General features: G+C 34.7%; 18 protein-coding genes. 7 read left to right on the forward strand and 11 right to left on the reverse strand.

The genetic code is table 11. The features are described 5' to 3' along the window. The first annotated feature begins 19 nt into the window (after nt 1-19). Nucleotides 20-2,224, forward strand: coding sequence for a molybdopterin cofactor-binding domain-containing protein (locus AAC084_RS18105; protein WP_339841662.1), 2,205 nt, complete (start codon nt 20-22; stop codon nt 2,222-2,224). A 76-nt stretch (nt 2,225-2,300) separates the two neighbouring features. Here AAC084_RS18105 and AAC084_RS18110 read toward each other — a convergent pair whose 3' ends face one another. From AAC084_RS18110 to AAC084_RS18160, 11 genes are all read right to left on the reverse strand, one after another. Continuing rightward, the gene (locus AAC084_RS18110; RefSeq protein ID WP_339841663.1) at nt 2,301-3,179 is read right to left on the reverse strand and encodes a DUF6268 family outer membrane beta-barrel protein; all 879 of its coding nucleotides are present in this window, start codon (nt 3,177-3,179) and stop codon (nt 2,301-2,303) included. 106 nt (nt 3,180-3,285) lie between these two features. Further along, on the reverse strand, nt 3,286-4,767 hold the full coding sequence (gene mqo / locus AAC084_RS18115) for a malate dehydrogenase (quinone) (protein ID WP_339841664.1): 1,482 nt from the start codon (nt 4,765-4,767) through the stop codon (nt 3,286-3,288). 148 nt (nt 4,768-4,915) lie between these two features. Then, a complete protein-coding gene (locus tag AAC084_RS18120) occupies nt 4,916-6,241 on the reverse strand; it encodes a DUF3570 domain-containing protein (protein WP_339841666.1) in 1,326 nt (441 codons plus the stop codon). Between the two features lie 22 nt (nt 6,242-6,263). After that, nucleotides 6,264-6,476 (reverse strand): DUF4266 domain-containing protein, encoded by a 213-nt coding sequence (locus tag AAC084_RS18125; protein WP_291787746.1) that lies wholly within the window; start codon nt 6,474-6,476, stop codon nt 6,264-6,266. After that, the gene (locus tag AAC084_RS18130; RefSeq protein WP_339841667.1) at nt 6,473-7,453 is read right to left on the reverse strand and encodes an FAD:protein FMN transferase; all 981 of its coding nucleotides are present in this window, start codon (nt 7,451-7,453) and stop codon (nt 6,473-6,475) included. The genes AAC084_RS18125 and AAC084_RS18130 overlap by 4 nt, the downstream gene beginning before the upstream one ends. A gap of 1 nt (nt 7,454) precedes the next feature. Then, nucleotides 7,455-7,895 carry a thioredoxin family protein gene (locus tag AAC084_RS18135; RefSeq protein WP_339841668.1) on the reverse strand — a complete coding sequence of 147 codons (441 nt, stop codon included), beginning with the start codon at nt 7,893-7,895 and terminating at the stop codon, nt 7,455-7,457. Nucleotides 7,896-7,999: 104 nt separating this feature from the next. Continuing rightward, nucleotides 8,000-9,142, reverse strand: coding sequence for an efflux RND transporter periplasmic adaptor subunit (locus AAC084_RS18140; RefSeq protein WP_339841670.1), 1,143 nt, complete (start codon nt 9,140-9,142; stop codon nt 8,000-8,002). A 10-nt stretch (nt 9,143-9,152) separates the two neighbouring features. Further along, on the reverse strand, nt 9,153-13,490 hold the full coding sequence (locus AAC084_RS18145) for a CusA/CzcA family heavy metal efflux RND transporter (RefSeq protein ID WP_339841671.1): 4,338 nt from the start codon (nt 13,488-13,490) through the stop codon (nt 9,153-9,155). A 77-nt stretch (nt 13,491-13,567) separates the two neighbouring features. Next, complete coding sequence (locus tag AAC084_RS18150; RefSeq protein ID WP_339841672.1) at nt 13,568-13,927, reverse strand: hypothetical protein; 360 nt, start codon at nt 13,925-13,927, stop codon at nt 13,568-13,570. A 110-nt stretch (nt 13,928-14,037) separates the two neighbouring features. Further along, entirely contained in the window at nt 14,038-14,982 is a 945-nt protein-coding gene (locus AAC084_RS18155) for a L,D-transpeptidase (protein WP_339841673.1), read from the reverse strand. 20 nt (nt 14,983-15,002) lie between these two features. Beyond that, on the reverse strand, nt 15,003-15,761 hold the full coding sequence (locus tag AAC084_RS18160) for a TIGR00730 family Rossman fold protein (RefSeq protein WP_339841674.1): 759 nt from the start codon (nt 15,759-15,761) through the stop codon (nt 15,003-15,005). A gap of 256 nt (nt 15,762-16,017) precedes the next feature. On the opposite strand from AAC084_RS18160, the gene pta reads away from it, so the two are divergent. From pta to AAC084_RS18190, 6 genes are all read left to right on the forward strand, one after another. Then, entirely contained in the window at nt 16,018-18,111 is a 2,094-nt protein-coding gene (gene pta, locus AAC084_RS18165) for a phosphate acetyltransferase (RefSeq protein WP_339841675.1), read from the forward strand. An 11-nt stretch (nt 18,112-18,122) separates the two neighbouring features. Continuing rightward, nucleotides 18,123-19,307 (forward strand): acetate kinase, encoded by a 1,185-nt coding sequence (locus tag AAC084_RS18170; protein WP_339841676.1) that lies wholly within the window; start codon nt 18,123-18,125, stop codon nt 19,305-19,307. A gap of 207 nt (nt 19,308-19,514) precedes the next feature. Beyond that, on the forward strand, nt 19,515-19,844 hold the full coding sequence (locus AAC084_RS18175) for a YtxH domain-containing protein (protein ID WP_339841677.1): 330 nt from the start codon (nt 19,515-19,517) through the stop codon (nt 19,842-19,844). Between the two features lie 5 nt (nt 19,845-19,849). Then, nucleotides 19,850-20,194: a phage holin family protein gene (locus AAC084_RS18180; protein WP_339841678.1), complete on the forward strand. Its 345-nt coding sequence runs from the start codon at nt 19,850-19,852 to the stop codon at nt 20,192-20,194. Nucleotides 20,195-20,196: 2 nt separating this feature from the next. Further along, nucleotides 20,197-20,454, forward strand: coding sequence for a DUF6327 family protein (locus AAC084_RS18185; RefSeq protein ID WP_339841680.1), 258 nt, complete (start codon nt 20,197-20,199; stop codon nt 20,452-20,454). Between the two features lie 134 nt (nt 20,455-20,588). Next, nucleotides 20,589-21,407: a patatin-like phospholipase family protein gene (locus AAC084_RS18190; RefSeq protein WP_339841681.1), complete on the forward strand. Its 819-nt coding sequence runs from the start codon at nt 20,589-20,591 to the stop codon at nt 21,405-21,407. Nucleotides 21,408-21,413: the final 6 nt, after the last annotated feature.

Below are 21,413 nucleotides of genomic sequence, written 5' to 3' on the forward strand. Positions count from 1 at the left end.
TTCATTAAAAAACAAACAGATGACTCTAATAAAAACAACATATAATAGACGCTCTTTCTTAAAAAGTAGTTCCCTTGCAGGTGGAGGTATGATTTTAGGATTTAGTTGGTTAGCATCATGCAAACCAACACCTGAGCAAGTTAGTAACATGCCAAAAGAGTGGTTCGATATAAACGGATTTTTAAAAATTGGGGAGAATGGAATGGTTACCATAATGTCTCCTAATCCAGAAATTGGTCAAAACGTAAAAACATCAATGCCAATGATTGTGGCAGATGAATTAGATGTAGATTGGAACAATGTAATCGTAGAACAGGCGCCATTAAATACCGATATTTTTCAAAGACAATTAGCGGGTGGCAGCCAATCTATTCGTGCCGGTTGGCAAGGTTTACGTATGGCTGGGGCAACCGCTCGGCATATGTTGATTGCAGCAGCAGCAGATGCATGGCAAGTACCTGCTTCAGAAATTACTGCAAGCGCAGGCGTCTTAAGTCATAAAGCCTCTAATAAATCGGCTGGTTTTGGCGAAATGGCATCTTTGGCCGCAACAATGCCTGTTCCTGAAGAAGTTTCACTTAAGGAAACGAAAGATTTTGATATTATAGGGACAGATAGAAGAAATGTAGACGGACCAAATTTGGTTACAGGAAAACCTTTATTCGGAATTGATATTCAAGAGGAAGGTATGATGATTGCTATGATAGTTCATCCACCTGCTTTTGGAATGACGTACAAATCTATGGATGCAGCATCGGTTAAATCAATGCCAGGTATAAAAGATGTTTTTCCTATTGATGTGTATCCTGAAGGTGTTGAAAGACAATGGTCAGATGGTGGTGCTATAGATAAATTAGTAGCTATCGTCGGTGAGACCACTTGGCAATGCATGCAGGCAAAAAAAGCATTGAACGTTGAATGGGAGAAAACTTCTACTTTAGAAAGTACTACAGGTCATGATGAGGCATTGACAAAATTATTAAATACCTCTTCTAAAGAACCAGCTCGTAAAGATGGTAATGTGGCTAGTGCATTTAAAAAAGCTGCTCAAATTATTGAGCGCACTTACAGTGCTCCATTTTTGGCCCATAATACTATGGAACCCATGAATTTTTACGCCGACGTAACCGGTGAAAGGGCGATATTGAACGGTCCCATTCAAACTCCTGAGTTTCTAGAAAAAACCCTTGCATCTCGATTAGATTTGCCAGTGGAAAAAATTGATATAAAAATGACCCGTATGGGTGGTGGTTTCGGAAGGCGACTATATGGAACATTTGGTGTAGAGGCTGCCGTTATTTCACAAAAAATGCAGGCTCCGATTAAATTGGTTTATTCTCGTGAAGATGATATGACCCAAGGTACATACCGGCCAACGTATAAAGTAAAGTATAAAGCTGGAATAGATAAGGAAGGAAATCTAATTGCTTGGCATGTGAAAGGTGCTGGATCAAATGATGATTTGATATTTGAAAATAGATTTCCTGCAGGTGCAGTAGATAATTACTTGGCTGAAAAATTTAGTTTAGAAACCAATGTAACTACAGGAGCATGGCGTGCACCACGATCTAACTTTGTGGCAGGTGCCGAACAAGCTTTTATAGATGAAGTTGCAGAGGCTGCAGGAAAAGACCCTATTGAATTTAGACTAGAGTTATTTGACAGAGCAATTAAAAATCCTGTGGGTGACCCAAAAAATAATGACTATGACCCTGAGCGTTACGCAGGTGTTCTTAAATTAGTTAGAGAAAAAGCTGGTTGGGATGGAAATCAAAAAAATGGAACAGCTAGAGGTGTTTCATCATATTATTGCCATAACTCTTATGTTGCACAAGTACTGGATCTATCAACAGATGAAACGCCACATAAAGTAAGCAAGGTATGGTGTGCAGTTGATTGTGGTATTGTTATAAACCCAATGGCAGCAAAAAATCAAATAGAAGGCGGTATCATAGATGGTATTGGTCATGCAACTTATAGCGAAATGACCTTTGAAGATGGTAAACCTCAACATGCTAATTTTGATACCTATCGCTTAATACGACATAAAGAAGCACCAAAAGAAATTGAATGCTATTTTGTAGATAATGGTATTGATCCAACTGGTCTAGGAGAACCTTCTTTGCCTCCTATAATAGGAGCTTTGGCAAATGCCTTATATAAAGCTACTGGCCAAAGACATTATAATCAACCATTTATTACTGAGAAATCAGTAATTGGCTAATGCCCTTATGCTATTGTAAAACGAAAACGCCGGAAAATTTCTTTTCTGGCGTTTTTAATTTTTAAAAGCGTATAAATTAAATCTTGAATTTCAATACTGCCCTAAAGTAACTTCTAGAATCATTATCAATCGTTAATATATTATTATTACTACCATCTTTAAGTTTATTGCTGAGACTAAAATTATAGGCTGCACGTAAACCTAATTGTAAGTTATCCGTTAAATGATACTCATATTGCAAACCACCATTAATCAAGGACATATTTATAATCTCTGCATTTTCAGTTCCGTTGACCAAAGCTCCATTCTGAATATTAGAAGTAAAACCATCGAGTTGGGCGAATAACTTTAGACGATGCCTTTCAGATAGATGGTATTGTAAATTGGTTTTCGGTATTCCTATGTTAAACGACCAGTCTGGTCTGAATTTTTTATAATAGCTTATAAACGGTAATGGAAAAACATATCCCCTATTTTGTGAATACGATAGACCAACTATCAACCTTGAGGGCTTGTAGGCCTCCTTTTCAAACTTCTTTACAAAAACAATATCGCCGGAAAAAACAACATCGTCTGCAGTTAAGCTTTTGGCTGTATTGTTTGTACTAATACCTGGTTGAAAACGAACACCTAATCGCCATCCATTTTTAAGTGGTTTTGTATACCCAATGGTAAGATCTAATACTTGAAAATCATTTAGTAAGTCTCTATCAAAAGGTAAATTCTCATCTTTAAAACGAAGATGAATATTACTATAATCGAAACCGACGAATAAGTACTTCCCTTCTCCCTTTAAACGAATTGGATAATTTATAAGTACCCTAGACCTAGTATATTCTACATCAGACCCTTTATTCGGGATATACGTAAAATCAATTCTAGCCAAATCACTTAACTGTGCTTGTGATACAAAGCTAATTATGAGAAGAAAAAATAAAGGAAATCTAAATCGCATTTTTAATTGTTGACTCTATAGTAAATAATGATAATGCAACTTATCTATTTTTATTGTGTTCTATTACTGGGTATGGAAAAAAATATAGCTTAAATGAGCTTAATAATCAACCGTTTAAACTTAAAATTGCGTTTGATTTTTCTAGCTGTTCTTTAAACATTTCTTTAGTTACCTCTTTTTTATAAAAAGTCACCATATTGTTAAGCTGTCGTTTTCCGCTTTCAGATTCAGTTAATTCAGGAAATGCTTTTTCAAGAACATCTAACATGATTTTTACTGAAGTTGATGCTCCCGGAGATGCACCTAAAAGACACGTTATTCTACCGTCTTTACTACTAACCAATTGTGTTCCAAATTCTAAAGAACCACCTTCAAAGTCATCCTTTTTAATTGTTTGAACTCTTTGACCGGCAACTAATATTTCCCAATCTTCATTTTTTGCCTCTTTAATAAATTCTCTAAGCGAATTCATTCTATCATCAAAACTCATAGCTACTTGTTCTACCAAATACTTTGTCAGCGGTAAATTATGCCAAAAAACACCCCACATAGATGGTATATTCTCAAAATTAATTGATTTAAACAAATCTAGATTAGAACCCTCTTTTAAGAATTTCGGACTAAAACCAGCAAATGGTCCAAATAACAATTCTCTTTTACCATTAATATATCTGGTATCTAAATGCGGAACGGACATTGGCGGATCACCTATACCAGCTTTACTATATACTTTGGCATTATGTTGCTCTATAATAGCTCTATTCTTGCAGACTAACCATTCCCCACTTACCGGGAAACCTCCATAACCGTCCTTCTCCTCAATTTCTACTTTTTGAAGCAATAACAAACTACCTCCACCTGCGCCAATAAAAACATGCTCAGCGTCTACCGTTGCCTTCTTACCTGTTTTTCTATCCTCCATCTTAAGAAGCCATTCGATATCGGTATCGGGATCAATATCTTCTACTTCGGTGTTGAACAATATTTTTGTATTATATTCTTTCTCAAGTATAGCATACAATTGTTCTGTTAACGAGCCGTAGTTCATTTCCGTACCTCTATCTATTCTAGAGCCTGCCATAACCTCATCTTCTGTTCTGCCATGCATCATTAAAGGAAACCACTCTTTCATTTTAGCTATCTCTCTAGTAAACTCAATGGTATTGAACATAAAATGTTCTTTCAATGCCTTATACCTGTTTTCTAGATAATCTGAATTCTCTTTTCCTTTTACCCAACTATGGTGAGGAACTGGAGTAATAAATGACTTTGGGTCTTTAATTAGACCTTCACTAACCAAAAAAGACCAAAACTGCTTAGAAATTTCAAATTGTGTACAGACGTCAATTGCCTTTTTTATGTTCACTTGTCCATCTTCATCTTCTGGCGAATAGTTAAGTTCACATAGTGCAGAATGTCCTGTTCCTGCATTGTTCCAAGCAGCAGAACTTTCTTGCGCTACTTTATCTAATCGTTCAACGATCAGTACATTAAGATCTGGCTTTAACTGTTTTACCAACAATGCTAACGTGGCGCTCATAATACCTGCACCTACACAAACAAGGTCATATTCCTTTCTCAATTCCATTCAGATTAAAATTTTATTGCTTTTTTATATAATTGAAAAGTTAGTTATTTCAATTGATTATTTCTAAATGATTTGAAAATTATAACCATTTAGAAAAAACAAAAAGCAGGTCTTACGACCTGCTTTTAAATCTATTTTACTTCGTTAATTAGTCCATTACAAACTTGAATCCTGCAGTAATTATACTAGAACTAAAGGTGGTATCCCTGTCATATTTATAAAACTTAAGGTCAATACTTTTAAGACCTAGTTTCCAGATATGCATTTTGGTAAATATATCTGTATACGAAACTCCCATACCAAATTGATTCGCAGAATACTCCGATAAATCATAATCCGAAGTGTAAAAAGTATCTGTAGACAAGGCTTCTTCATAACCATTGAAATAATCTGCAGCTGTCTGCTGATAATATCTATAAGAAGGATATATCGTAAACTTATCTGACAGTTTTATAGGTACTTCTACACTTGCAGTATGCGAACTAATACCCCAATCATCAGAATAATATCGATAAAAGCTGCGTACTACAACTGTCTCATTAACATACCAATTTAAACGACCACCTACAGCTACTTTAAACCTGCTATCAGGTAATTGTTCTACTGCATCTGCCAATTGAAAATTTTCAATAAATGAATCTGCTACATCTGCAAAATACACACGTTGAAAAGGAGTTGATAATAATCCTTGCTGTTGTATGAAATCTAATGCCAAAGATCCCTGAAGGTTCTTACTCAGAATTTGAGAAAATCCAAATCCTAGAGAATAGGAATTTCTAGTTTCATCAGTGAACTCAGTAAAAATAGGACTGTAGTCAGTATTTCCAGTAATTGTATTATTGGTAAAAAAACCATTAGCCAAACCATTTGCTCCACTGGCAAAAGGTCTTAATTCAGAGGGATAAAGAGCATTCCATTTATCTAAATATACATTAGCATTTACACTAACTTCTGTATTTTTCTCATTATATAGTTTCGTTAATCCACCACCAAAACCTAAAGAGAAATAATCGTATTCTGAAGATACCGATAGTTTACCCGTTACAATTGTATTTCTATCATCTGAACTATGACTATAGGAACCAGATATGTTTGCCCAAGTATCTGAACTAGATGCTCCAGAACTAGCTACAAACGGATCTGCCGGTTGCCCGCCATCAAATGGATCAACATTACTCGAAGATGCTGATGTGTACGCAGAAACGCCCGCATCTATAGTTAATATTTCATCATCGTTTAATGGTATCGACACTACAAATGTACCTGTAAAGTCTGTAAGCTCTTCGGTTCCTAAACCTCCACTTACAGCAGCATTGTCACCTTCTTGCGAGTAATAGCTTGTCAAGAAATCCACCTCGGTAGTCTCTAAAACTCTCTTCTTATATGTTTTTACAGAATCTTGAGCTTGTTGCGAATAACACGACGCAACCAAAAGTAGAGTCACTATAAAACCAATCGATTTAAATATTTTCATTATTTATGAAATTCTATTTTAATTAATTACATCCACAGCCTCCGCCAGTCTTTCCTCCATTAGCACCTACAGCTGCCTCTCTATAGGAATGCATTGTAGTTAAATTACGGTCTGCCTTTTTATCTTGCAAAACCATATCTGGATCATTAATATTTATTTTCTCGTACTCTTTAAGCACCGTACAACTGCCAAATGAACTGGCAATAACAGCAATAATCAAAATCTTCTTTATCATGATTTTTCTATTTCTATATTTTTCGATGTGATGATATTTCCTTTATCATCAATTATAATACATTCTACTTTTGGTAATTGATTAATACGGTTTAACCCCACTTCTATGCCCATCACAAATACTGATGTCGCCAAAGCATCTGCCAATTCTGCTTTTGGGGCAAACACGGTAACACTTATTATACCTGTTGCTGGATACCCACTTCGAGGGTCGATAATATGGGTATATCGAACATCGTTAAAAGTCACATACTTCTCGTAATTACCTGATGTCACTACTGCCCCGTTAGTTATAGGTAATAAGGCGAACACCTTATTCTTATCCATAGGATTAGTAATAGCAACCTTCCATTCGCTACCATCGGGCTGCTTACCCCAGGTATTCATATCTCCTGAAGCATTGATAATACCTGACACAACACCTTTTGAAATCAATAAGTCCTTAGCCTTATCTGCTGCATAACCTTTACCAATTGCACCAAAGCCAAGCTTCATTCCTTTCAGCTTCAAAAACACAGTACTGCTTTCTTTATCTAACACTATATTTTGAAAACCCACTTTTTCAACCGAAGCTTTAATTGAATCTGCAGAAGGCATAACGGTCATACTACCATCAAACTTCCAAATTTTATCCATCGAAGCATAACTGATATCAAAAGCTCCATCGGTCAACTTAGAAATACCTATTGCCCTTTGAATCAAATCGAATAACTCGGTATCAACTTTTACAGGTTTAATACCTGCGTTTCTATTGATTTCCGATGTTTGCGAGTTTGAATCCCATGAAGATATTAACTGCTCTATTCTTGTTATTTCATTGACAGCCAAATCAATATATTCATTCGCTTCAACAGGATCTTTAGCTACCACCGTAATGTCAAAACGGCTACCCATTAACTTTAGGGTTCGTTTATATGGCTCTTGAGCAACGAGCAGACAAACAGAAAAAAATGTTAATATGAATACTAACTTCTTCACCTTATTTTATGAATGAATTCATTTCATTTATGTATTCTTTTGGAGCTAATTTTTTATAACTAGTTTCTCCATAAACCTCCCCTTTAGCATTCATAACAACAACGAAAGGAAAAACTCCGTTCCTGTTATATTTTTCTGCTAAGGCTTTGTTTTTATTCAATTGTTCTTCTGGCAGTGCATTACTTTTTCTGCGTGGAAAATCTGCCTGTAGCATTACATAATGTTCTTTCGCATAAACCTTAAATTCATCAGTAGCCCATACAGCTCTATCTAACTTTATACACGGTGCACACCAATCTGAACCCTGAAACACTAAAACAATAGGTAAGTCTTTAGATTTCGCCATTTCTTTAGCGGTACTAAAATCGGTTTGCCATTCTTGTGCAAACGACGTCCCTACTCCGGTTGCTACAAACAATACTAACAATATATACTTTTTCATGTCTTTTTATTTATTGTACTTAACTTAACCTAAGTCAATTATTATACCATTACCTTTCTTTTAAAATCACATTATTGTCATAATATTAGAAAGCCATCATTCATTTACTCTCCTATCAGGCTAAACGCACCTTTTGTTAAAAATTGTGCTCCTTCCTTAAAAACTGCCTTTTTATCTAAAGCGGTCATATTCTGATAACTACCCTGTGTTTGTACTGGCAATTGTTTAAAATAATAATTTCCCTCTTTTGTTTCATCTAAAAGTAGAACATACGATTGGTCATCAATTACACCTATAGCATCTGTAGGCAATGACAATTGGGTTGATGAATCTGAAATGATATTTGCCTCAACAAACATTCCTGTTAAAAAATTGGCTGCCTCTTCGTTCTCTAAATGCGCATGTACTTTAATGGTTCTATTCTCATCAATTGAAGTACCTACCAAATGAACTTCTGCCTTAAAGGTTTCTGTTGAAGATTCTGGAATTCTAAACTCCACTGATTGCCCCTTTTTCACCTTCAAAATATCTTTTTCAAAAACCGAAAGTTCTAAATGTATATGATCATTATTAATGATTTCCATGATTGAAACTGACGGTGAAACAAATGTTCCTCTTGAGACATTCACCTTTGTTATACTGCCATCTATTGGCGCATAAATAGATGCTACCGAAATTATTATTCCCTTTTCAACTTGCTCTGTAGATATATTCAACATATTTAATTGCTTTCGTAAACCGTTGTACTTGGCAACTGCAGTTTTATAATCGCTCTCGGCTTTTAAAAAACTTTTCTGTGAAGATATTTTCTCGGCAACCATGGTTTGTTGACGGTCATATTCTGCCTTTAAATAACTTAGCTGTCCATGAACTTCCATATATTCTTGTTGTAAGGATACAAACTCCGGATTTTCTATAGTCACCAACAACTGACCTTTACGAACCTTATCACCAATTAACAAAGGTGTCGTTTTAATATAACCACCCATGGTAGCACTAACTACCGCCCTATTCTCTGGCGGTACATCTATCATACCTGATGTGGTTACCATTATAGGGAAATCACTTTCTTTAATTTGCCCTAAACTCATGTTGTTTTGGTCAAATTGTTCTTGGGTAACTTGAATACGATCATCTGTATTTGTTTCTAATGTCGCATTTTCATTTGATTGCTTCTCTTTATCTCCACAACTTGATAGCATTGCGAAAGTAAAAAGGACTAAAATTTTATATATATGGTTTTGCATGATGCAGTATTTATAAGGTTAAGAAATTAATGCTTGTTGCGGCTTCATTGTACTCGCACAATTTATCTAGGTAGCCCAATTTTATATCATAGGCACTTTCTAAGCTCTGTATATATTGATAGAAATCAATTTCACCATTTTTAAAACTAATTTGAGCGGTCTTTAAAATTTCATCGGATAGCTTAGCACCTTCATTTTCATAATAATTCAACGAATTTTGAATCTGTGAAATTTCTTCGAGTAAAATTTCCTGCTTCGACTTTATTTGAATTTTATAATCAATGGACTCCATTACTGCCCTTTCTTTAGCAATTTTAGAAGTTTTAATTCTAGCCGCTTGCCCGCTGAATAACAATGGAATTTTCAACCCCATTTGATATCCTAAAAGATTATCATTCAGTTCTGAGTTTGAACCTTGAAAATAGGCTACACTAATATCTGGCAGTAGTTGCTGTTTTTCAAAATTACTTTCGGCAGCCATTAATTGCATGTTAGTTTCGTAATAGGCAATCTCTGGAGTGCTTTCAATAGTTATATCCTTCAAATCTATTTTTAGATTCATTTCTTCGGATAGCACTAAGTTATCTTCAACTTGAATTATTCTTGTCAAATTAGCATATGCCCTTGACACCTGTTGAATAGCTTGTTGGTAATCTAGATTGATTTTTCGCTGTTTTGAAGCTGCTGTTATCTTTTCTAAATAATTGGTTTCTCCCAATTCGAATTTTCTGGCTGCTACAGATGAAAAATTAGCGTACAAACTATCTAACCTTTTATACACCCTTACTTTTTCACGTGCAATTTGATACTCATAATACCCAATCGTTACATCTCTTTCTATAGCTTTACTCTGAATATCATACTCGGTTTGCACCAGATTATTCTTCACCTTATTCACCCTCTTTTGGGAAAAATATTCCGTAGGAAAACGAAAATCTTGCTGGATACCAAATACCTTTAGCGGCACATCGTTAATGGCAAGATTATTTTCATCGTATTCATAATACACATGCGTTTTATTGAAATTAAACGCGCTATTAATCATTGATTGAGATTCCTCTACTTTTAATTTACCGGCTTTCAAACCCACGTTGTTTTCAATAGCTAAGGGTATTAATTCATCAAGCTTTTGACTTTTTGATTCTTGTGCCGAAACTCCAACAGAAACAAGAATCGCAATAAACGCAATACCATTTTTTAAAGTTGTTTTAGAAATTGGTTTTCTTGAATTATCATGGCTTTCAAAAATGGAATACAATACGGGTAAAACCACCAAGGTTAAAATAGTAGCCGTAAACAAGCCCCCAATTACTACAGTTGCCAAGGGTCTTTGCACTTCTGCACCTGCATTCGTAGATATCGCCATTGGCAGAAAGCCAAGTGCAGCGGCAGAAGCAGTAAGCAATACCGCTCTTAACCTATCTTTAGTCCCCTGTTTAATTAAATCTTCCATACTATTGAATGAATGGTTTTTAAGCTCCTTAAAATGTTCTATTAAAACTATTCCGTTTAGCACGGCTATACCAAAAAGTGCTATAAAACCTACTCCTGCAGAAATACTAAATGGCAAACCTCTCATCCATAAAAGCAATACGCCACCTACCGCTGCTAATGGAATAGCGGAATAGATCATAAGTGCTTCTTTTACCGATTTGAAAGCAAAATATAACAGTACAAATATCAATACTAATGCTATTGGTACGGCTATTAGCAATCGGTCACGGGCACTCTGTAAATTTTCAAATTGACCACCATAGGTAATGGTATAACCTGCAGGTAATTTCACATTTTCATTAATTAGTTTTTGCACATCATCTACTACCGATTGTAAATCGCGGTTACGCACATTGACTCCTACTACGGTCCGTCTTTTTGTATCATCCCTAGATATTTTGGCTGCACCTTTTTTATAACTGATATCTGCCAATTCGCTCAATGGAACTTTACCACCGGTTGGTAGGTCTACATATAAGTTTTTTAGGTCATCTATATCTTGTCGCTTTGCCTTATCTAAACGCACAACGAGATCAAAACGTTTTTCGCCCTCAAAAACACTGCCAGCTGTTTTGCCAGCAAAACTCATGGATACCATGTCGTTCAATTCTTGAATATTCAATCCAAATCGGGCAATTTTAGCACGGTCGTAGTCAACACTCATTTCAGGTAATCCAGCAATTTTCTCCACACTAATATCTGCTGCACCTTCCACATCCTTAATCAAATTACCAATTTCGCTTCCTTTTTTAGCAAGAACATCTAAATCTGGTCCAAATATCTTAATAGCGATATCTGCTCGTACACCAGTGATCAATTCATTAAATCGCATTTCTATAGGTTGGGTAAACTCTACTTCCATACCTGGTATTACAGCCAACGCTTCCTTAAATTTATCTGCAAGTTCATCTTTAGAATCAGCACTTGTCCACTCTCCTTTTGGAGCCAATTTAATGATGACATCACTTTCTTCCATAGACATGGGATCTGTGGGTACTTCTGCTGCACCAATTCTTGTTACCACCTGCTCTACCTCTGGAAAATTCTTCAATAGTATTTTTTCTATTTCAGTAGTAATCTCAACGGTCTTGCTTAATGATGTTCCTGTTTTTAAAACTGGTTGTATCACAAAATCACCCTCATCTAATGTGGGTACAAACTCCCCACCCATAGAGGAATATAAAAATATTGCACCTAAAAGAAGTACTGATGCAACTCCCAAGACCAATTTCTTACTTTGTAATGCCCAATCTATAACTGGCTCATATTTCTTGTTCAACCATTTCATTAAACGAACCGAAATATTCTTATCAGATTCTTTAGACGGTTTTAAGAAAATTGATGCAGCTACTGGCACATAGGTAAAACACAAAATCATTGCCCCTATTAAAGCAAAACTAAAAGTCAATGCCATGGGTTTGAACATTTTGCCTTCTACTCCACTTAAAGATAGAATGGGTATAAAAACTATTAAAATTATGAGTTGCCCAAATATGGCAGAATTCATCATTTTTGAGGCTCCATTAAAGGTTATTTCATCTTTTAGATGTTGTTTCTCTAATTTGTCTAAACTATTTAGAGCATGCTGTTTTCTGGTTATTTCAAAGGCTATGAACTCTACAATTATTACCGCACCATCTATGATAATACCGAAATCTATTGCTCCTAAGCTCATTAAGTTGGCATCCACCCCGAATATATACATGAGTGATAATGCGAATAACAGACACAACGGAATTACCGATGCAACGACTAAACCTGACCTGAAGTTCCCTAATAACAAAACGACCACGAAGATGACAATCAAGCATCCTAAAACTAAGTTTTCAGTTACTGTAAATGTTGTTTTCGCTATTAGTTCACTTCGCTCTAAAAACGGATTAATATAAACCCCTTTCGGTAGCGACTTTGAAATTTCAGTTACACGTTCTTTAACCGCCTCTATTACTTTTTTAGAGTTCGCATCTTTTAGCATCATGACTTGCCCCATGACTTTCTCACCTTCGCCATTACCAGTAATTGCTCCAAAACGTATGGCACTACCAAAATCTACCGTGGCAATATCCTTAATATAAATAGGGATACCGTCTTTATTTTCGATAACGATATTTCGTATGTCCTCTAGCGATGAAACCAATCCTTCACCACGAATAAAAAATGCCTGATTTACTTTTTCTATGTAGCCACCACCAGAAACACTGTTATTACTTTCCAATGCCTTAAACACATCGCTAGCGGTGATATTCATTGCATTAAGTTTCTGGGTATTTATAGCAACCTCATATTGCTTTAAAAATCCGCCCCAAGTGTTGACCTCAACAACACCGGGTATACCAGACAATTGTCGCTTAACGACCCAATCTTGAATTGTTCTTAGATCTGTGGTGGTATACTCATCTTTATACTCAGGTTCAACTTCAAGTACATATTGATAGATTTCTCCTAAACCAGTAGTTATTGGCCCCATTTGTGGCGTGCCAAAACCTGCAGGTATTTTCTCTGAAGCAGAAGCTATTTTTTCGGCAATTAACTGTCTTGGTAAATAAGTTCCTAAATCATCGTCAAATACTATGGTTACTACCGATAGACCGAACTTTGATACGGACCGAATTTCCTTAACCCCTGGTAAGTTTGCCATTTCCAATTCTACCGGATAGGTGATAAATTGCTCCATATCTTGAGTAGAAAGATTACGCGACGTGGTAATTACCTGAACTTGGTTATTCGTCACATCTGGCACTGCCCCAATCGGAATTTGTGAAAGGGCAAATAGACCGTAGCCAACTATGAATACGGTAAATAATAGAATAATAAGCTTATTCTTTAAACTGAAATTAATGATATGTGATAGCATTTTTTCATATTAATCAATGTTAAGCGCTCAAATTCATACCTATGAACTTGAACTAAATAAATTAAAAATCGATTGTATTATGAAATGCGTGGTGGTTGCAAAATACCTTGTGAATGTAATGTAGATTTTAGTGCTTGATAATAGAAATTAAGCGACTTATAATCCAACAATTCAATAGTATTAAATTCTAACTTATATGTGTCTATAAAAACATCTGCAACACTAGTATGTGATGCACTATGATTAAAAGGAAGTTTTTCGTGATCTTTCTTTTCTTCTTGATGATCTCTTTGGTGGTCTGCTTTTAATTCACCGTAATGCTTAGAAAGAAAAACAATCATATTATCTCCATACTGGTCACTATGAAACTGCGCATGCTCGATTAATTCATCTAATTGAACAATATCATCATAATGCACACCAAAACTTTGCAACATGATTAGCGATGATAATAGTATGGAAAACAGTTTGTTCACTTTAGTAAAATTAATAAAATTATTAATATGGGGTACTTTAAAAACAATCACAAAGACAATTCATAATCATTCTAATCGGTTAAATTATAGACATCTTTAAATACCGAAATGACCATTCCCTCATCATAAGTCTCTAAATCATATCTAATTCTTAGTTTAGTACCTAATGGAGCATGATAATAAATCGTCCAAGCATCTGCTTCCCCCACCCCAATACAACCGTTAGAATAAGCTTTACCTAAGGTATTAGGATTTGTAGTAGGATGTATCATTTGACCATTTCTAATATTATTGATTTCAGTTTCTATCCAAGGAATTTGAGGCATCATAGTTGTTTTACCATCATCTCTTCTCGTTACATAAAAACGATTACCATTAACAGGATTGTAAAAATCTGGATGTTTTACATGTTTTACAATGCTACCTTTTCCTGTTTTGGTTCTTAAATCGGTTACCCTATCTCCAAATTTCAAATAGCGTTCCCTATATTGACCTACCCTAACTGGAAACGAGTATAACAATATCGAATCTTGAAAGATCCGTAATTTATATTCAGGAATATTCACGTCAATTTCGGTATTAGAGAAATCTTCTAGCAACTTACAAGCGCTAAGAGAATCTGGAATCTTTAATTGGCTCCCTTTTGGAAGAACAATCATTTGTTTTTGGTCATAAACAAATGAATCTCGTGCCATCATTCTGTAATAATCAGTATTTGCCAAAGTATCTATAATCCATGGATTATTTCTAACTAAAAGATGTTCAGATAAAGAGTAAGGCACAAGCGAATCGTACTTACTCACTACAGAATCCATAAACTCAAAATAATCTCCTACTCTTATATTCTTTAAAATCTGTACATCACTTAGTTCCTTTATTTTCTTCTTGTACACCATTGAAATTTTGGAACTATCTATTTGTACCGATTCTAAATTTGATTGTTTTTTAGGCTGACAAGAGATAAAAAAAACCAAGGAAAAAATTAGGGCCAATAAATATATAAATCTGATTCTCATTAATTTAACTTATTTTATTTCTATTTTATTTTAGTTTCTCCAAACCACCACCTTGTTCTCATTGGTTTTTTAATGAGTCCGAATCTTTGAACAGCATGTTCTTTTAGATGGGCTTTCATTTCTTCTACCGAGTCGGTTAAAAACATTAAATCCATATCCTCCTTTGATATACTTTCATTGTCTGCCATTATTTTAATATGGTGATATAATTCTTTATGATATTCCTTACCAAAAATAATTACAGGAAAATTGAGAATCATTTTGGTCTGAATTAAAGTTACGGCCTCAAAAAGCTCATCTAATGTACCAATACCACCAGGCAAAACCACAAAGGCATAAGAGTACTTCAACAATAGAAATTTGCGAACAAAAAAGTATGGAATGTTAATCCATTTATGTAAATATGGATTAGGTTCCTGCTCATGAGGAAGAATAATGTTACATCCTATAGAATATCCATTATTGAGAAAAGCACCCTTGTTAGCCGCCTCCATAATACCTGGGCCTCCACCAGTCATAACGGCAAACCCCATTTCAGATAGTGCTTTTCCGACTTCTTCAGCTTGTTTATAATACTCATTATTTTCATTAAAACGAGCAGAACCAAAAACGGTAACACAAGGTCCTATAAAATGTAGTTTTCTAAACGCTCTAATAAACTGATATTGCACTTTAAATGTGAACCACAGCTCTTTAAACCTACTTCGAGGTCCATCTAGAAAAGCACGTTCTTCCGTTAGAAATAATGAATCAGTGTCCTTTTTAAACTTTTCATGCATTATATATGTCTTATTGATATCTTAATCGAAAGTAGTTTAAAGTATTTATGATGAAAATGACAATGCTCATACAAATTGTATGAGCATTGTCATTTCTATATAAACCAACCATATCTATATTTGGCCATGTCAAATTCATTACTAACTATGCTAGTTAAATCAAAAATGACCGGGCGATTATAATAATTTTAAATCATACGGATTCATAATCGCCAAAGAATCCTATAAATTTGTTAAACACCAACACTCTTTACTCGTGAGCAAAGCTATTTATATTGTTACCACTGAACCCAATAGTGGAAAATCAATTGTTTCATTGGGCCTTATGCAACTTTTATTAGGCAAAACTGCCAAAGTAGGCTATTTCAGACCTATTATAGATGACGTTCCAAATGGTAAAATTGATAACCATATTGATACGGTTCTAAGTTACTTTAATGTAGATATGAAACCAGAAGAAGCTTATGCCTATACGCGTAGCCAAGTGGTTCAATTAAAAAATAAAGATAAGGATGATGAAATCGTTGGTCACATCATTCATAAATACAAAACCATTGAAAATCGCTTCGATTTTGTATTAGTAGAAGGCACTGATTTCTCTGGGGAAGGTGCTATCATTGAATGGGATATAAACGTACTTATTGCAAAAAATTTAGGTATCCCTGCAATTATTTTAGCCAGCGGAAAGAATAAGACTTTAGATGAACTATTAGGTAACCTATATATGGCCTATGACTCATTTATGGAGAAAGGTGTTGAAGTTTTACTCATTATCGCTAATAAAGTAAAACCAGAGAATTTAGATATAGTGACTAATGGTCTAAAAGAAAAATTACCTAACAATGTATTGGTCGGTACAATTCCTATAAACAATGTACTCGGTAGCCCAACGGTAAAGGAATTTGCTCAAGAATTAGATGCCAAAATTCTATTTGGCGAAGATTATATAAACAATCAAGTAGGTGGTTTTAGTGTTGGTGCCATGCAGTTACGTAATTACCTAACACACTTAAAAAAAGATAGTTTGGTGATTACACCTGGGGATCGGGCAGATATAATTTTGGGTGCCTTACAAGCTAATATTTCTACCAATTACCCCAATCTTTCAGGCATTGTTCTAACTGGCGGACTCATTCCTGAAGAGTCAATTATTAAATTAATAGAAGGATTATCTGATATTATCCCTATTCTTTCAGTAGCAGGCGGAACTTTTTCAGTGACCAATAAAATTGGTACGATTAGACCACGTATTTACGCCGATAACACTGAGAAAATAATTACCTCAATTCAGGAATTTGAAAAATATGTTCCAACAAAAGAATTGTCTGAACGTTTAATTACATTTAAAGCAAAAGGTATTACCCCTAGAATGTTTCAGTATAATTTGCTTCAAAAAGCCAAATCTACCAAAAAACATATCGTTTTACCTGAAGGGTTAGATGAACGAATTCTTTTAGCCACTAAAAAGCTTATCGACGCTGATGCCGTATCTATAACCTTACTAGGAAATAGAGAACAGATTAAAGCTAAAATAACAGAATTGGATATCGATTTAGACCTTAACACTATTGATATCATTGACCCTACTACATCAAACCGATTTATTGAGTATGCTACTACATTGTTCGAATTAAGGAAGCATAAAAACGTGAATTTGGCAATGGCCAAAGATTTAATGGAAGATGTATCTTATTATGGCACTATGATGGTGTACAAAGGCCATGCCGATGGAATGGTTTCAGGAGCCGTACATACTACACAACATACTATTCGTCCTGCGTTACAATTCATAAAAACTAGGCCAGATGTTTCTATTGTTTCTTCTATTTTCTTTATGTGTTTACCAAACAGGGTTACCGTTTTTGGAGATTGTGCAATAAATCCAAACCCTACAGCAGAACAATTGTCTGAAATAGCAATTTCTTCGGCTGCTACAAGTGCAGCTTTTGGTATTGAACCAAAAATCGCTATGCTTTCTTATTCATCAGGTGCTTCGGGTGTAGGTGAAGATGTGGATAGAGTACGAAAGGCAACAGAAATTATTAAAGAAAAAAGACCTGACCTTAAAGTAGAAGGTCCTATTCAATATGATGCAGCGGTTGATGCAAAAGTCGGACTTAGTAAATTGCCAGATTCTGAAGTAGCCGGCCAAGCAAGTGTTTTTATTTTTCCTGATTTAAATACGGGTAACAATACCTACAAAGCTGTTCAACGAGAAACCGGAGCTTTGGCCATAGGTCCAATGCTACAAGGACTTAACAAACCCGTCAATGACTTAAGTCGTGGTTGTACGGTTGATGATATTTTCAATACAGTAATAATCACTGCAATTCAAGCACAAGGTCTTTAAAATTACTTTTCATGAATATATTAATTATCAACTCTGGTAGTTCTTCCATAAAATATCAACTTTTAGAAATGCCTACAGCCCAAGTTATTTGTGCAGGCATGATAGAACGTATCGGTAGTACCGAATCTATTTCAACATTTAAATCTCAAGAATATAAAATTGAAAAAATCTACGAAATAACAAATCATAAAGAAGGTTTAGAAAGAATAACAGCTCTTTTACTGGATTCTGAAAAAGGGGTCATTGAAAGTACCGAAGATATTGATGCTATTGGGCATCGTGTGGTACATGGTGGCAGCGCATTCACTGAAACTACTTTAATTGACAATGAGGTTAAGAATAAAATTAAAATGTTCTCTCCCTTAGCGCCATTACATAATCCTGCCAATCTGGTAGGTATTGAAATGGCCGAAAAACTTTTTAAATCGGCAAAGCAAATAGCGGTTTTTGATACTGCCTTTCACGGCACGGTACCTGAAAAAGCAAAAAAATATGCTATACCTACTGAATTATATAATGAAAAGGGAATTCAGGCTTACGGATTTCATGGCACAAGTCATAAATATGTTTCTGAAAAAGCAACGGAGTATTTAGGAAATAATTATGCCAAACTCATTTCTATTCATTTGGGTAATGGGTGTAGTATAACAGCTATCAAAAATGGGGTGAGTATTGATCACAGTATGGGATTTGCTCCATCAAATGGACTTATTATGGGTACTCGAAGTGGTGATATTGACCATTCTATTATTTTTTATATGGTGAATACCTTAGGCTATAGTTTAGACGAAGTGAATGAAATTTTGAATAAAAAGAGTGGTATGCTTGGTCTTACCGGTTTTAATGATTTAAGAGATATTGAAAGCGAGGCCAGTAAAGGTAATACTAACTGTGTTTTAGCTTTAAAAATGAACGCTTATCGTATTAAAAAATATATTGGTGCGTATACTGCAGCCATGAACGGATTAGATGCAATCATTTTCACAGCGGGTATCGGCGAGAATTCAAGTCTAATGCGCCAACTAGTTTGTAAGGAAATGGACTATTTCAATCTTCATTTAGATAATGCTAAAAATGAATTAAGATCATCTACTATTCGTGAGATAAACACAAAAGATTCTGAGGTCAAAATATTGGTAATACCTACGAATGAAGAATTAGAGATTGCAAAACAAGTTTTTAATTTACTAAATTAATTAAAGATTATATTATCATGTAAATTTTTTGCTTCCAATTAATTTACATTATTCTTCACTTGTATTTATAACAAGTTTTACTTAAAAAAAAAAGAACTTACATATAACATAAATTATAGTTTATGATGAAAGTCATTTCCAAAACCTTTTTAAGTATTTAAATTTAGGTTCAAATATAAATTTCATAATAACTTAAAAATCAATATTATGCAAAACGATAGCGGAAATGTATTATTAGCGCTTTTAACAGGTGCAGCAATAGGAGCTGGAATAGGTATACTCTATGCTCCGGACAAAGGAATAGAAACCCGTCATAAAATCAAAAGAAAAGTAGAAGATACTAGTCACGATTTATCTGAACGTGTTTCTCACGCAAAAGATGAGCTTACCAAAACTGCAAACGAAAAGAAAGATGCATTTGACAGAAAATTAGATGAGGCGATTTCTACCATGAGCTACAAGGCAGATGATATCATTGATAAATTAGAGCGAAAACTAGAGGACCTTAAAGCGAAGAACGCTCAACTACAAAAATAGTCAGTATGGCTTTTGAAGAATTAAAAAATGACCTCATGGGGCTGAAAACCGAAATGAGGTCATATATAGAACATAGCGATGAATACTATAGGCTTAAAATCTTTAAAATTTTATCGAAACATGTTACAGGTATCTTAAAGTTTATAGTGATAGGCACAAGCTCTATTTTTGCATTGCTATTCTTATCATTTGCAGCTTGCCTAGGCTTATCTGAAGTGTTTAATAGCTATTTTATCGGTTTTATTGTTGTAGCCGGCTTTTATATTCTAGTTGCAATTTTACTCTATCTCTTTAGAGAACGATTGAATGCTCCTGTTCTTAAAAAATTGTCTAAATATTATTTCGTCTAATTATGGTAAAGGGATATACATCTTTTGAAGAAATAGATAAGCGCTTGAAAATTTTAGAACTTCAACGCGAGATTAATCAAGAAAGTCTGAAACTTAATGTTCAAAACGCTAGAGTAGATTTGGTTCCGCAATTATTTCGCAATAGCCTTGGAACAAATTTCACTAAAAATGATACCTTAAAAAGATTATTGATTACTTTCATTTCAAGCAAAGCATTAAATTTTATTCGTAATAGACGTAGGTCGAGAAATCGAGATTAGCAGCAATTTAATCTCAGTATCATCGCTCGTAAAAAGTATCATTACTTCAGTAAAATTATACTCACATTTTACTCATATAAATTTTGGACTTAACACTTTTAAGCCCATTGAAATTAAGGTTTAAAGCGATTTAAATGAAAACAGGATTAGTTCTTTCTGGTGGCGGAATGCGAGGTGTAGCACATATAGGAGCTATCAAGGCCCTTGAAGAATACCGTATATTTCCATCGTATATCGCTGGAACTAGCGCTGGTGCCATTGTAGGAGCATTATATGCTGGAGGATGTACTTGGAAAGAAATGCTAGAATTCTTCAAAACAGTAGACTTATTTTCTGTTAATAAATATGCTAGAAACAAGCCAGGAATTATAGATACTACTAAGTTTTATGACCAACTAAAAAAGTATTTCCCAGTAGATAATTTTTCAGCCCTTAAAACACCTCTTTATATAACAGCTACCAACCTATTAGATGGAACGCTAAAAATATTTCATGAAGGGCAACTGATTAAACCTGTTTTAGCTTCAGCAGCGGTTCCTGGATTTTTCGCACCTGTTCATATTAATGATAATTATTATATAGATGGCGGCACATTAAACACTTTTCCAGTTGACTTAATTAAAATGTATTGCGACCAAATTGTTGGTGTATATGTAAACCCTTTCGAGAAAGTTAAAATAGAGGACCTTAAACATGCATATAATATTGTAGAACGAGCGTATCATATTAAACTTGCCGATGAATCACAGTCTAAATTTGATGACTGTAATCTACTAATAAGTCCTAAAGGATTGGAAAATTTCGGAATGTTTTCAATGAAAAACATTGATGCAATATTTGAATTAGGCTATGAGTCTGCCATTGAAGCATTAGAATCAAAACATACGCTAAGCAAATCAATGTCAGCTATCGAATCTGAGTTAATGAATGGTTTTTCTGTAGATACCATTTAAAAACTA

The sequence above is a fragment of the uncultured Maribacter sp. genome, from assembly GCF_963977385.1.
In the GTDB taxonomy this organism is placed as follows: domain Bacteria; phylum Bacteroidota; class Bacteroidia; order Flavobacteriales; family Flavobacteriaceae; genus Maribacter.

Bases quoted from the DNA above. Each gene is read 5' to 3' on its own strand.
- AAC084_RS18125 (WP_291787746.1), bottom strand. From the start codon at position 6,476: ATGATAAAGAAGATTTTGATTATTGCTGTTATTGCCAGTTCATTTGGC.
- AAC084_RS18160 (WP_339841674.1), bottom strand. From the start codon at position 15,761: ATGCATGAAAAGTTTAAAAAGGACACTGATTCATTATTTCTAACGGAA.
- AAC084_RS18190 (WP_339841681.1), top strand. From the start codon at position 20,589: ATGAAAACAGGATTAGTTCTTTCTGGTGGCGGAATGCGAGGTGTAGCA.
- AAC084_RS18135 (WP_339841668.1), bottom strand. From the start codon at position 7,895: ATGAAAAAGTATATATTGTTAGTATTGTTTGTAGCAACCGGAGTAGGG.
- AAC084_RS18170 (WP_339841676.1), top strand. From the start codon at position 18,123: ATGAATATATTAATTATCAACTCTGGTAGTTCTTCCATAAAATATCAA.
- AAC084_RS18105 (WP_339841662.1), top strand. From the start codon at position 20: ATGACTCTAATAAAAACAACATATAATAGACGCTCTTTCTTAAAAAGT.
- AAC084_RS18120 (WP_339841666.1), bottom strand. From the start codon at position 6,241: ATGAAAATATTTAAATCGATTGGTTTTATAGTGACTCTACTTTTGGTT.
- AAC084_RS18140 (WP_339841670.1), bottom strand. From the start codon at position 9,142: ATGCAAAACCATATATATAAAATTTTAGTCCTTTTTACTTTCGCAATG.
- AAC084_RS18150 (WP_339841672.1), bottom strand. From the start codon at position 13,927: ATGTTGCAAAGTTTTGGTGTGCATTATGATGATATTGTTCAATTAGAT.
- AAC084_RS18110 (WP_339841663.1), bottom strand. From the start codon at position 3,179: ATGCGATTTAGATTTCCTTTATTTTTTCTTCTCATAATTAGCTTTGTA.
- AAC084_RS18180 (WP_339841678.1), top strand. From the start codon at position 19,850: ATGGCTTTTGAAGAATTAAAAAATGACCTCATGGGGCTGAAAACCGAA.
- AAC084_RS18145 (WP_339841671.1), bottom strand. From the start codon at position 13,490: ATGCTATCACATATCATTAATTTCAGTTTAAAGAATAAGCTTATTATT.
- AAC084_RS18175 (WP_339841677.1), top strand. From the start codon at position 19,515: ATGCAAAACGATAGCGGAAATGTATTATTAGCGCTTTTAACAGGTGCA.
- mqo (WP_339841664.1), bottom strand. From the start codon at position 4,767: ATGGAATTGAGAAAGGAATATGACCTTGTTTGTGTAGGTGCAGGTATT.
- AAC084_RS18185 (WP_339841680.1), top strand. From the start codon at position 20,197: ATGGTAAAGGGATATACATCTTTTGAAGAAATAGATAAGCGCTTGAAA.
- AAC084_RS18155 (WP_339841673.1), bottom strand. From the start codon at position 14,982: ATGAGAATCAGATTTATATATTTATTGGCCCTAATTTTTTCCTTGGTT.